Source organism: Streptomyces antimicrobicus (assembly GCF_020532625.1).
Classification (GTDB): Bacteria; Actinomycetota; Actinomycetes; order Streptomycetales; family Streptomycetaceae; genus Streptomyces; species Streptomyces antimicrobicus.
Genome location: NZ_JAJAUY010000168.1, coordinates 1 through 12,431 on the forward strand (window position 1 = coordinate 1; position 12,431 = coordinate 12,431).

Annotated in this window: 11 protein-coding genes and 1 pseudogene; 3 read left to right on the forward strand and 9 right to left on the reverse strand. The window is 72.1% G+C overall.

Annotated features, from left to right (window positions below; all coding sequences use genetic code 11):
- Positions 1-781 (reverse strand): annotated as a pseudogene (locus LG632_RS27080) (ATP/GTP-binding protein); the annotation flags it as partial.
- 257 nt (positions 782-1,038) lie between these two features.
- Between LG632_RS27080 and gabT the strand changes: the two are divergent.
- Complete coding sequence (gene gabT, locus LG632_RS27085) at positions 1,039-2,373, forward strand: 4-aminobutyrate--2-oxoglutarate transaminase (protein WP_226730180.1); 1,335 nt, start codon at positions 1,039-1,041, stop codon at positions 2,371-2,373.
- 378 nt (positions 2,374-2,751) lie between these two features.
- The gene (locus LG632_RS27090) at positions 2,752-3,300 is read left to right on the forward strand and encodes a phosphatase PAP2 family protein (protein WP_374203598.1); all 549 of its coding nucleotides are present in this window, start codon (positions 2,752-2,754) and stop codon (positions 3,298-3,300) included.
- Between the two features lie 25 nt (positions 3,301-3,325).
- Here the strand turns inward: LG632_RS27090 and LG632_RS27095 are convergent, their stop codons facing one another.
- The 7 genes from LG632_RS27095 to LG632_RS27125 form a co-directional block, all read right to left on the reverse strand.
- The gene (locus LG632_RS27095; RefSeq protein WP_226730182.1) at positions 3,326-3,808 is read right to left on the reverse strand and encodes a hypothetical protein; all 483 of its coding nucleotides are present in this window, start codon (positions 3,806-3,808) and stop codon (positions 3,326-3,328) included.
- Positions 3,809-4,014: 206 nt separating this feature from the next.
- A complete protein-coding gene (locus tag LG632_RS27100) occupies positions 4,015-5,433 on the reverse strand; it encodes an NAD(P)/FAD-dependent oxidoreductase (protein WP_226730183.1) in 1,419 nt (472 codons plus the stop codon).
- A gap of 33 nt (positions 5,434-5,466) precedes the next feature.
- Positions 5,467-6,261 (reverse strand): ABC transporter permease, encoded by a 795-nt coding sequence (locus LG632_RS27105; RefSeq protein ID WP_226730184.1) that lies wholly within the window; start codon positions 6,259-6,261, stop codon positions 5,467-5,469.
- Positions 6,261-7,190, reverse strand: a complete 930-nt coding sequence (locus LG632_RS27110) for an ABC transporter permease (protein ID WP_226730185.1) — start codon at positions 7,188-7,190, stop codon at positions 6,261-6,263. The genes LG632_RS27105 and LG632_RS27110 overlap by 1 nt, the downstream gene beginning before the upstream one ends.
- A complete protein-coding gene (locus tag LG632_RS27115; protein WP_226730186.1) occupies positions 7,187-8,335 on the reverse strand; it encodes an ABC transporter ATP-binding protein in 1,149 nt (382 codons plus the stop codon). Before LG632_RS27115 ends, LG632_RS27110 begins: the two co-directional genes overlap by 4 nt.
- A 52-nt stretch (positions 8,336-8,387) precedes the next feature.
- Positions 8,388-9,638: a polyamine ABC transporter substrate-binding protein gene (locus LG632_RS27120; protein WP_226730187.1), complete on the reverse strand. Its 1,251-nt coding sequence runs from the start codon at positions 9,636-9,638 to the stop codon at positions 8,388-8,390.
- A gap of 77 nt (positions 9,639-9,715) precedes the next feature.
- Entirely contained in the window at positions 9,716-11,233 is a 1,518-nt protein-coding gene (locus tag LG632_RS27125) for a gamma-aminobutyraldehyde dehydrogenase (protein WP_226730188.1), read from the reverse strand.
- 174 nt (positions 11,234-11,407) lie between these two features.
- On the opposite strand from LG632_RS27125, the gene ybiA reads away from it, so the two are divergent.
- Entirely contained in the window at positions 11,408-11,959 is a 552-nt protein-coding gene (gene ybiA, locus LG632_RS27130) for a riboflavin biosynthesis intermediates N-glycosidase (protein WP_226730189.1), read from the forward strand.
- Positions 11,960-12,016: 57 nt separating this feature from the next.
- Here the strand turns inward: ybiA and LG632_RS27135 are convergent.
- The coding region (locus LG632_RS27135) for a DUF4190 domain-containing protein (RefSeq protein WP_226730190.1) at positions 12,017-12,431 on the reverse strand (415 nt) is incomplete at its 5' end.

Consider the following 12,431-nt stretch of genomic DNA (forward strand, 5'->3'; position numbering starts at 1 on the left):
CGGTCGGGGCGCCGGCCGGGGCCTTGGCGCGGGCGGTGAGCAGCCGGAACCAGCCGCCCAGGACCGCGCAGCCGAGGACGACGGCGACGTCGACGAGCAGGTCGGCGGTGTCGACGAGCTCCTTGTTGGCCACGCCGTCGTCGCCGAAGGGGAGCAGCGAGTAGACGAGCTGGCGCAACGGCAGCTGGTAGTGGTCGACCAGGAGCAGCAGCAGGAGCGCGAGCAGGCCGGCGGCGCCGGCGCGGGCCCAGGGGCCGCGGGCGACGACGAGCCGGTTCCAGGCGTTGCGCCACCTGCCGAGCCGGCCGAAGCCGTAGAGCAGGGCGGCGTCGAAGAGCAGCTCGTAGAGCGGTTTGGCGGTCATGCCGCCGTGGCCGGGGACGGGCTCGCCGTGCAGGTCCCACCAGTCGTCGGGGGTGAACAGCTTCAGCGGCTCGTCCCAGGCCTCCAGGTAGCCGTTGCGGATCAGCGACCACAGCAGCACGCAGGCGAGGAAGGAGATCAGGGCCGAGCTGAGCACGGACCGGGCGGGGGTGGCCGCCTCCGGGTCGGGCTCGGGCCGCGGCACGAAACCGAACCGCCACACGCCCGGCTCCGCCGTCGGCCGGGCCACCCGCAGCCACTCGGCGAACCCGCCGGCCGCGCCGCCGCCGTCGGCGCCGGCCCGGGGCGGGTGCGCCGGCATCGGCGGCGGCCCCGCGGGCCGGGGTACCTTGGCCCCCGCCTCAGCGCCGCCGTACCCGCTCGCGCCGGGCGCGCCCGCCGTGCCGTCCCTGTCCATGGACCCCTGCCCCCTAGTTCCCTGTACCGCGCCGCCGCTCAATCTAGTGCCCGCTCCCGGCCCCCGGGCGGCTCCTCGCCGGGTTCCGCGGGGCGTGCCGCGGGAGCCGGCGCGCGCCCTCCTATGGCCGCCGCGGACAAGGACACGCGGGCACCACTCCCGAACGGAGCATGCAGCAGGCCCGTCCCCGGGCCTAGCCTGCGGACAAAGACAACAAGTGCGTCCGAAAACGGCCCGCTAACCTCCAGGGAGCCCCCATGACCGCTGTCCCGCAGTCGCGCCACCTCGCCACCGCGATCCCCGGCCCGAAGTCGCAGGAGCTGCAGGCCCGCCGCCTCGACACGGTGGCCGGCGGCGTGGGCTCCGTGCTCCCCGTCTTCACCGCCCGCGCGGGTGGCGGCATCATCGAGGACGTCGACGGCAACCGCCTGATCGACTTCGGTTCCGGCATCGCCGTGACCTCCGTCGGCGCCTCCGCCGAGGCCGTCGTGCGCCGCGCCTCCGCGCAGCTCGCCGACTTCACCCACACCTGTTTCATGGTCACCCCCTACGAGGGCTACGTGGAGGTCTGCGAGGCCCTCGCCGAGCTGACCCCCGGTGACCACGCCAAGAAGTCCGCGCTGTTCAACTCGGGCGCCGAGGCCGTCGAGAACGCCGTCAAGATCGCCCGCGCGTACACCAAGCGCCAGGCCGTCGTCGTCTTCGACCACGGCTACCACGGCCGCACCAACCTCACCATGGCGCTGACGGCCAAGAACATGCCGTACAAGCACGGCTTCGGCCCCTTCGCCCCCGAGGTCTACCGCGTGCCGGTCGCCTACGGCTACCGCTGGCCCACCGGGGCCGAGAACTGCGGCCCGGAGGCCGCCGCCCAGGCCATCGACCAGATCACCAAGCAGATCGGCGCCGAGAACGTCGCCGCGATCATCATCGAGCCGGTCCTCGGCGAGGGCGGCTTCATCGAGCCGGCCAAGGGCTTCCTGCCGGCGATCGTGAAGTTCGCCAACGACAACGGCATCGTCTTCGTCGCGGACGAGATCCAGTCCGGCTTCTGCCGCACCGGCCAGTGGTTCGCCTGCGAGGACGAGGGCATCGTCCCGGACCTGATCACCACCGCCAAGGGCATCGCGGGCGGTCTGCCGCTCGCCGCCGTGACCGGCCGCGCCGAGATCATGGACGCCGCGCACGCCGGCGGCCTGGGCGGCACCTACGGCGGCAACCCGGTCGCCTGCGCCGGCGCCCTGGGCTCCATCGAGACGATGAAGGAGCTCGACCTCAACGCCAAGGCGAAGAAGATCGAGTCCGTCATGAAGGCCCGCCTGACGGCCATGCAGGAGAAGTACGAGATCATCGGCGACATCCGCGGCCGCGGCGCGATGATCGCGATCGAGCTGGTCAAGGACCCGGCCACCAAGGAGCCGAACCCGGAGGCTGCCGGCGCGCTGGCCAAGGCCTGCCACGCCGAGGGCCTGGTCGTCCTCACCTGCGGCACCTACGGCAACGTGCTCCGCTTCCTGCCCCCGATCGTCATCGGCGAGGACCTGCTGAACGAGGGCCTGGACATCATCGAGGCCGCCTTCGCGACCGTCTGAGCGAGCGTCGCAACGGCGTGCTGATCGATACCACCGGTAACGGTCGGGCGTTGTGAAGAAGCTGTGGGGGGCCGATGGCAGGGGCGCGTTCCTGCTGTCGGCCCCCCACTGTCTGCCGTACGGTTTCTGCAGATGAGTGAGAGACCCCGTCCGCGGGAAACCGGGGGCGACACCGGTGCCGGGCTTCCCCAGCTCCGTACCGGGCATGCGTTCGCGCACACTCCTCACCGATCGGACGGCCGTCCGCCCCAAACCCCCCGGGGCTCGCGGCGACCCGATCCGGGCGGCCGCCCCGGAACCATCCCCCCTGTTCCGGGGCGGCCGGCCACTCCCCTCCTGCGGCCGGCGCTCGCGGCGCTGCTGCCGCTGCTCGCACTCGTGCTGACGACCTGGCAGGTCCTGGTCTCCGGTCCGCTGCTCGGCCCGGACGAGGCCCTCAGCCGCGCCGTCGTCCGCTCGGTCCCCGACGCCGTCACCGAACGCCTGGCCGACCTGGGCAACGTCCCGGTGGCCGTGCCCGTGCTGGCGCTGGCGATGGCCTACTCGGTACGGCGCTCCGGCCGCTGGGCCCCGGCGCTGACCGCCGCCCTGGCCATGGCCCTGGTCCCGGCGCTGGTCGTCCCGCTGAAGCAATGGACCGCCCGCCCGGGCCCGTTGGAGCCCTGGGCGGCCGGCTACTACCCCTCGGGCCACACCGCCACCGCCGCCGTGGCGTACCTGGGCGCGGCCCTGCTGGTCCGGCCGTACGTGCGCCGCCCCTGGCCGACGGCCGTGGCGCTCGCGCTGACGGGGGCCACGGCCGTCGGGCTGGTCCTGCGCGGCTTCCACTGGCCGCTGGACGTGCTGGCCAGCGCCCTGCTGTGCGTGCCGCTGCTGCTGGCGGTCGACCGGGGTGCGCGGCGGTACGGGCCGCGCACCCCGTCCTGACCCGGCGCGGGGCGCCCGGGGCCCGCTACGCCTGCCGGTCGCGCGCGACCGCGGCCACCGCCTGGTGCATGGCGAGCTCCAGCACGGCCGGGTCGGTCAGGGTCCCCCGCCCGTCCGGGAGCACGAGCCAGCGCATCCCCCCGGCGGCCCGGCCCGGATGGGGCACGACGATCCAGCTGCCGTGCCCGGCGCCCCGTACGCCGGTGCCGAGCCAGCGGGCGGCGGTGCCCGCGGGCACGAAGAAGCCCACCCTCCGCATCGGGGTGCTGCGGCGCCGCGCGGCGCCGCGGTCGGCGAGCACGGGGCCCGGCCGCTCCAGCAGGAGCCGCAGCACGTCGAAGGTGGCCAGGCCCAGCTCCCCGGGGAGCACCAGGACGTCCCAGCGCCGGCCGGCGGGCAGCAGCGCGACCCCGAGGGGACTGCGCTCCCACTCCCACCGGCAGGCGTCGGGATCGGGCGCCACCGACGCCAGCCACTCCACCGCGGTCCTGATCTGCGCGTCCTGCATCGACCGGCCTCCGTCTCCCTGTTGGTGAGGGTCCTCACCGGTGGGGAGCGGGGCCGGAGGCGATCATGACGCGGGTTCCGTCACCCCGTAGTGGTGAAACGGCTCGCGCGGCGGCCCGGGGACGTGCGCCGGGGCGCGTACGGACCGGCGGGCCGGCCGTACGGACCGGCGGGCCGAGCCGTACGGCCCCGCGGGCCGCCCCTGGCTCAGCTGTCGAAGCCGAGGCCGAACTTGTCGAGGGTCTTCAGCCAGAGGTTGCGCCGGCCGCCGCGGGCGTCCGCGCGGGCCAGCGACCACTTGGTGAGGGTGATCCCGGTCCACGCGAAGGGCTCGGGCGGGAACGGCATCGGCTTGGACCGGACCATCTCCAGCCGGGTCCGCTCGGTGCGCTCGCCGTCCAGCAGGTCCAGCATCACGTCCGCGCCGAACCGGGTCGCCCCGACGCCGAGGCCGGTGTACCCGGCGGCGTAGGCGACCCTGCCGGAGTGCGCCGTGCCGAAGAAGGCGGAGAAGCGCGAGCAGGTGTCGATCGCGCCGCCCCAGGCGTGGCTGAAGCCGATGCCCTCCAGCTGCGGGAAGGCGGTGAAGAAGTGCTGGGCGAGCTTGAGGTAGGTCTCGGGCCGGTGGTCGTACTCGGAGTCGAGCCTGCCGCGGTAGGGGTAGATCGCGTCGTAGCCGCCCCACAGGATGCGGTGGTCGGGGGTGATGCGGAAGTAGTGGAACTGGTTGGCGCTGTCGCCCAGGCCCTGCCGCCTGCGCCAGCCGATCGCGGCCAGCTGGTCGGCCGTCAACGGCTCGGTCATCAGGGCGTAGTCGTAGACCGGGACCGTGAACGGGCGGATCCGCTTGACCAGCGAGGGGAAGATGTTGGTGCCGAGCGCGACGCGGCGGGCGAAGATCCGGCCGTACGGGGTGCGCACGGCCATCCCGGCGCCGGAGGACGTGAGCGACAGGCCGCGGGTGTTCTCGTAGATCCGCACGCCGAGGCCGAGGCACGCCCGCTTCAGGCCCCAGGCGAGCTTCGCCGGGTTGAGCATGGCCACGCCGTCGGTGTCCCACAGGCCCGCGAGGAAGGTCGGCGAGTCCACCTCGGCCCGCACGGCGTCGCGGTCCAGCCAGCGCGAGCCGGCGGCCAGCCCCAGCTTCTGGGCCTGCTCGTGCAGTTCGCGCAGCTCCTCCACCTGGTGGGGCTCGGTGGCGACGTCGATCTCGCCCGTGCGCTCGAAGTCGCAGTCGATGCCGTAGCGGGCGACCGCCTCCTCGATGGCGTCGAGGTTGCGGGCGCCCAGCTCCTCCAGCTCGGCGAGCTCACCGGGCCAGCGCGCCATGCCGTTGGCGAGGCCGTGGGTGAGGGAGGCGGCGCAGAAGCCGCCGTTGCGGCCGGAGGCGGCCCAGCCCGCCTCCTTGCTCTCGATCAGGACGACGTCCCGGGCCGGGTCGCGCTCCTTGGCGATCAGGGCCGTCCACAGGCCGCTGTACCCGCCGCCGATGACCAGCAGGTCGCAGGCCTCGTCGGAGGTGAGGGCCGGCTGCGCGGCCGGCTTGCCGGGGTCGTCCAGCCAGTACGACACCGGCAGCGCTTCGGAAAGGGATTTCGCAACACTACGCATGGCGACTGGGGCCATGGCTTCCAACTCCCTACAGAGTTAACTCGTGCGTTATTTGTGCTGGGCCTTCTTGCGGCGGGTGCCGACCATCTGGCCCACGACCACCACCAGCACCGCGATGACGAACATCGCCGTGCCGATGACGTTGATCTGGACGGGCGTACCGCGCTGGGCCGATCCCCACACGAACATGGGGAAGGTGACGGTGTTGCCCGAGTTGAAGTTGGTGATGATGAAGTCGTCGAACGACAGGGCGAACGACAGCAGCGCACCGGCGGCGATGCCCGGGGCCGCGATCGGCAGGGTCACCCGCAGGAAGGTCTGCACGGGCCCGGCGTAGAGGTCGCGCGCGGCCTCCTCCAGCCGCGGGTCCATGGACAGCACCCGCGCCTTGACGGCGGCGACGACGAAGCTGAGGCAGAACATGACGTGGGCGATGAGGATCGTCCAGAAGCCCAGCTGGACGCCCATGTTGAGGAAGAGGGCGAGCAGCGACGCCGCCATCACGATCTCGGGCATGGCCATCGGCAGGAAGATCAACGAGTTCACCGCGCCGCGCGCCCGGAACCGGTAGCGCACGAGCGCGAAGGCGATCATGGCCCCGAGGACGGTCGCGCCGATGGTGGCCCACAGGGCGATCTGGAGCGAGAGCGCGAGGGAGCCGCACAGGTCGGCGACCCCGCAGGGGTCCTTCCACGCGTCGAGCGAGAACTCCTGCCAGGCGTAGTTGAACCGGCCGGTGGGGTTGTTGAAGGAGAACACCGTCACGACGACGTTCGGGAGGATCAGGTACGCGAGCGTGCACAGGCCCGCGATGACGACGAGGTTGCGGCGCAGCCACTGCATCAGACCAGGTCCTCCGTCCCCGCTCGGCGGATGTAGATGGTGACCATCACCAGCACGACGGCCATGAGGATGAACGACAGCGCGGCGGCGGTCGGGTAGTCCAGGATCCGCAGGTACTGGGACTGGATGACGTTGCCGATCATGCGGGTGTCGGTGGAGCCGAGCAGCTCGGCGTTGACGTAGTCGCCGCTGGCCGGGATGAAGGTGAGCAGGGTCCCGGAGACCACGCCGGGCATCGACAGCGGGAAGGTGACCTTGCGGAACGTGGTGGCGGGGGTGGCGTAGAGGTCCCCGGCCGCCTCGTGCAGGCGGGTGTCGATGCGCTCCAGCGAGGTGTAGAGCGGCAGGATCATGAAGGGCAGGAAGTTGTACGTCAGGCCGCACACGACGGCGAGCGGCGTGGCCAGCACGCGGTCGCCCTCGGTCATGCCGAGCCAGCTGGTGACGTCCAGGAAGCCGATCGTGTTGAGCGCGCCGACCACGGGCCCGCCGTCGGCCAGGATCGTCTTCCACGCCAGGGTGCGGATCAGGAAGCTGGTGAAGAACGGCGCGATGACGAGGACCAGCAGCAGGTTGCGCCAGCGGCCCGCCTTGAAGGCGATCAGGTACGCCAGCGGGTAGCCCAGCAGCAGGCACAGCGCGGTGGCGGTGCCGGCGTAGAGCAGCGAGCGCAGGAACTGCGGGTAGTACTCGGTGAGGGCGTCCCAGTAGGTCCGGAAGTGCCAGGTGACCTGGAACCCCTCTTCGAGGGAGCCGGTCTGCACCGAGGTCGAGGCCTGGTAGGCCATCGGCAGCACGAAGAAGACCAGCAGCCACACGATGCCCGGCAGCAGCAGCCAGTACGGCACCAGCTTCTTGCGCAGGGCCGGCCGGTGGACCGGGGGTTCGGCGGGGGCGGGCGCCTGCGGGGGCGCGGCGGTGGCGCTCACGCGGACTCCTCGACCGTCTCGACGCCGGCGTCGATGTCCTGCGCGGCGTCCAGGCCGAAGGTGTGCTCCGGGTTCCAGTGCAGGACGACCCGGGCGCCCGGCACCAGGCGGGCGTCGCGCTCGATGTTCTGCACGTACACCTCCAGCTCCGGGCAGACGGCGCTGTCGACGACGAACTGGGTGGAGACACCGATGAAGGAGGAGTCGGCGATCGTACCGGTGATCTTGTTGCGGCCGGCCCCGACCGTGTGCTCCTCCTCGGCCGGGACCAGGGAGATCTTCTCCGGGCGCACGCCCACCAGCAGCTTGCCGCCGCTGCGCGGAGTGGTCGAACAGCGCGCCGCGGGCAGCCGCAGCGCGGTGCCGGCGGCCGAGACGACCACGTCGTCACCGGCGGACTCCACGGAGGCCTCGATGAGGTTGGAGGTGCCCAGGAAGTTGGCCACGAAGGTGGTGCGCGGGTTCTCGTAGAGCTCGGCGGGCGCACCCAGCTGCTCCACCCGGCCGGCGTTCATCACGGCGACGGTGTCGGCCATCGTCATGGCCTCCTCCTGGTCGTGCGTGACGTGCACGAACGTGATGCCGACCTCGGTCTGGATGCGCTTGAGCTCCAGCTGCATCTGGCGGCGCAGCTTCAGGTCCAGGGCGCCGAGCGGCTCGTCCAGCAGCAGCACCTGCGGGTGGTTGATCAGCGCCCGGGCCACGGCCACCCGCTGCTGCTGACCGCCGGAGAGCTGGTGGGGCTTCTTGCGGGTGTGCTCGCCGAGCTGCACGAGCTCGATCATCTCGTCCACCTGCTTCTTGACGGACTTGATGCCGCGCCGGCGCAGGCCGAAGGCGATGTTCTCGAAGATGTCCATGTGCGGGAAGAGCGCGTAGCTCTGGAACACGGTGTTGACCGGCCGCTTGTACGGGGGCAGCTGGGTCACGTCGCGGTCGCCGAGGCTGACCGTGCCGGTGGAGGGCTCCTCCAGGCCGGCGATCATGCGCAGCGTGGTGGTCTTTCCGCAGCCGGAGGCGCCGAGCAGCGCGAAGAACGAGCCCTGGGGGATGGTGAGGTCCAGCGGGTGCACGGCGGTGAAGGTGCCGTAGTGCTTGCTGATCCCGGCGAGGCGGACGTCGCCGCCCGCGGTGTTGTCAGTCATGTGTGCGAAGGTCCCGGGGGTGAGAGGGGGTGGGCGGAAGGGGCTGCGGCCGTCAGGAGCCGATGAGCTTGGCGAACTTCTCCTCGTACGCCGTCTCTTCCTCGGCGCTGAGCGAGCGGAAGGCGTGCGCCTTGGCGGCCATCGCCTTGTCCGGGACGATCAAGGGGTTGTCCGCGAGCGCGGGATCGATCTTCGCAAGCTCCTCCTTGACGCCTTCGACCGGGCACACGTAGCTGATGAACGCGGCGAGCCGGGCGGCGATCGCGGGCTCGTAGTAGAAGTCGATCAGCTTCTCGGCGTTGGTCTTGTGCCGCGCCTTGGCGGGGACCAGGAGGTTGTCGCTGGAGGTGATGTATCCGGCGGCCGGGATGGCGTACTGGATGTCGGGGTTGCCCGCCTGGAGCTGGATGACGTCACCGGCCCAGGCCAGGCAGGCCGCGAGGTCGCCCTTGTCCAGGTCCGAGGTGTAGTCGTTGCCCGTGAAGCGGCGGATCTGCTTCTTGTCCACGCCCTTCTGGAGCCGGCCGAGGGCCTCGTCGTAGTCGGCGGTGGTGAAGCTCGCCGGGTCCTTGCCCAGGTCGAGCAGGGTCATGCCGACGGTGTCGCGCATCTCGGTGAGGAAGCCGACGCGGCCCTTGAGGGTGGGGTCGTCGAGCAGCTGGGTGACGGAGTCGACCTTCTTGCCGCCGGTGGCCTTGGTGTTGTACGCGATGACGGTGTCGATGCCGGTCCACGGGTAGCTGTGGGCGCGGCCCGGGTCCCAGTCGGGGTTGCGGTACTGGGGGATCAGGTTGGCGTAGGCGTGCGGCAGGTGGGCGGGGTCCAGCTTCTGCGCCCAGCCGAGCCGGATGATGCGGGCGGCCAGCCAGTCGGTGACGACGATCAGGTCGCGGCCGGTGTCCTGGCCGGCGGCGAGCTGGGGGCGGATCTTGCCGAAGAACTCGACGTTGTCGTTGATGTCCTCGGTGTAGTCGACCGTGATGCCGGTGCGCTTGGTGAACTCCTCCAGCGTGGGGTGGACCTTCTGGTCGTCGCTGAGGTCCATGTACTCGGTCCAGTTGGAGAAGTTGATCCGCTTCTCCTGCGCCGAGTGGTCGTCGGACGGCGCCGCCGTCCCGCCCTCGCGCTTGGCCGGCGGGATGCCGCAGGCGCTCAGAGCGGACAGACCGCCGAGGGTGAGCGCCCCGGCTCCGCCGACGCGCAGCAGCGAGCGGCGGGTGAGGGCGCCGCGCCCGCTGGTGAGGCTGCGCCGGATCGCCGCGGCTTGCGCCGGCGAGAGGCGGTCGGGCTCGTACTGCTCCATGCGCTGTGCCTTTCGGGATGGGTGTGGCCGCTGGTCGGGCGGCGGTCCGGACCGGGACGCGGCGGGGCCGCGTCCCGTCAGCTGCGGTCCCCGAAGATCGTGCGGTGCCAGTCCTTCGCGGCGACCGCCGTGTTGTCGTACATCACGTGCTTGACCTGCGTGTACTCCTCGAAGGAGTAGGCGCTCATGTCCTTGCCGAAACCACTGGCCTTGTAGCCTCCGTGGGGCATCTCGCTGATGATCGGGATGTGGTCGTTGACCCAGACGCAGCCCGCCTTGATCTCGCGGGTGGCGCGGCCCGCACGGTAGACGTCCCGGGTCCAGGCGGAGGCGGCCAGTCCGTACGGCGTGTCGTTGGCCAGGGCGATGGCCTCGTCGTCGGTGTCGAAGGGCAGGGCCACCAGGACCGGCCCGAAGATCTCGGACTGGACGATCTCGCTGTCCTGCGGGGCGCCCGTGATCAGGGTGGGGGCGTAGTACGCGCCGGCGGCGAGGGCGCCGCCCGGGATCTCGCCGCCGGTGACGACGGTGGCGTAGGCCCGGGCCCGCTCGACGAAGCCGGCGACCCGGTCGCGCTGGGCGTGGGAGACCAGCGGGCCGAGGTCGGTGGCCGGGTCGAAGGGGTCGCCGAGGCGGACGGTCCGCATCAGTTCGGCCACCCGGGCGACGAAGGCGTCGAACAGCGGGCGCTGGACGTAGGCGCGGGTGGCGGCGGTGCAGTCCTGACCGGTGTTGATCAGGGAGGCGGCGACGGCCCCCTGGGCGGCGGCCTCCAGGTCGGCGTCGGCGAAGACGACGAACGGGGCCTTGCCGCCGAGTTCCAGGTGGAGCCGCTTGACCGTGGCGGTGGCGAGCTCGGCGACCCGCTTGCCGACCCCGGTGGAGCCGGTGAAGGAGGTCATGGCCACGTCCGGGTGGCCGACCAGGTGTTCGCCGGCCTCCCGGCCCGCGCCGGTCACGATGTTGACGACGCCGTCGGGGATGCCGGCCTCGGTGGCGGCCTGGGCGAACATCAAGGAGGTGAGCGGGGTGAGTTCGGCGGGCTTGAGGACGATGGTGTTGCCCGCGGCGACGGCCGGGAGGATCTTCCAGGCGGCCATCTGGAGCGGGTAGTTCCAGGGGGCGATGGAACCGACCACGCCGATGGCCTCGCGGCGTACGTAGGAGGTGTGGTCGCCGGAGTACTCGCCCGCGGCCTGGCCCTGGAGGTGGCGGGCGGCGCCCGCGAAGAAGGCGGTGTTGTCGATCGTGCCCGGTACGTCGAACTCGGTCGACAGCTTGACCGGCTTGCCGCACTGGAGCGACTCGGCCCGGGCGAACTCCTCGGCCCGCTCGCCGAGCACGCCCGCCAGCCGGTGCAGGACCTCCGCACGCTCGCCGGGGGTGGCCGCGGACCAGGCGGGGAAGGCCCGGCGGGCGGCGGCGACGGCCGCGTCGACGTCGGCGGCCGAGGCCAGCTGGTACGTGAGGACGTCCTCGCCCGTCGCCGGGTCGACGACGGTGTGCGACGCGTCCGAGGTGCCGGGCCTGAGCCGCCCGTCGACGTACTGCGCGCCGTCTGCGAAGCGGTCCTTGGCCTGAAAGCGGTTGCCCATCGCGCTCTCCGTTGCTCCAGCTCGAATTGAGTGCCGATCCTGACAGAGCCGCCGTACTCCGCCAAGTGATTCCGTTGTTGCCTTTTGATTACGCGACGGAATCGGTCGACCATGTGTCGAGACGCACCGCAAATCCCGTACGAAGTGTCAGTGGCGGCTGTCAGACTCGCGTGCATGGAGAAGATCGACGCACTGATCGAGCAGGTCAGCCGGGGTGAGCGGGTGAAGTTCCTGCCCTTCTGGGGACACCGGCCGAAGGCGGACGGATCACTGGGTCCGAGCTGTCTCAGCCAGTGGTGGCCCTCGCCCTTCACGGTGAGTGACACCCACTATGCCACCGCCGAACACTGGATGATGGCCGAGAAGGCCCGCCTGTTCGGCGACGCCGAGGCCGAGCGGGCGGCGCTGGAGGCCACCGGCCCGGGCGCCGCGAAGAAGGCCGGGCGGCTGGTGCGCGGCTTCGACGAGGAGCGCTGGACGCGCGAGCGCTTCCGCATCGTCGTCGAGGGCAGCGTCCACAAGTTCCGCTCGACCCCGCAGCTGAGCGCGTACCTGCTGGGCACGGGCGACCGCGTGCTGGTCGAGGCCAGTCCGGTGGACCGGATCTGGGGCGTGGGCCTGGCCCCCGACGACGAGCGGGCCCTGGACCCGGCGCAGTGGCGGGGGCTGAATCTGCTGGGCTTCGCGCTGATGGAGGCGCGGGAGCGGATACGCGCCGGGGTCTAGGGCAGCCCGCAGCGGCCCGGCCGGGGCCGGGCCGCGGGGCGGCCCGTCGGGGACGGGTCAGACGCGTTCGGTGCTGGGGTAGCGCGAGCGCGGGCGGTCGTCGTCCGGGAGCGGGCCGAGGTCCCGCAGCGCCCCGAACATGATCAGCACCATGAGCACGCCCAGCACCACCCCGACGATGCCGAGGATCAGCCCGGCGAGGGCCACACCACCGTTGTCGGCCTCGCCCCGGCTGGCCTTGCCGCGCCCGAGGGCCCCGAAGACGATGGCAAGGCCGCCGGCCAGGATCCCGAAGAAGCTGGCGACGCAGCCCACCACCGAGAGGATGCCGAGCACCAGCGAGGCCACGCCGAAGCCGTTGCTGCGCGGGGCGGCGTACGCGCCGTAGGGCGGGTAGCCGCTCGGCGCGGGGTAGCCGGGCTGCCCCGCGTAGCCGTACCCGGCCGGGGCCGCGGGCGGGCCGCCGGGGTGG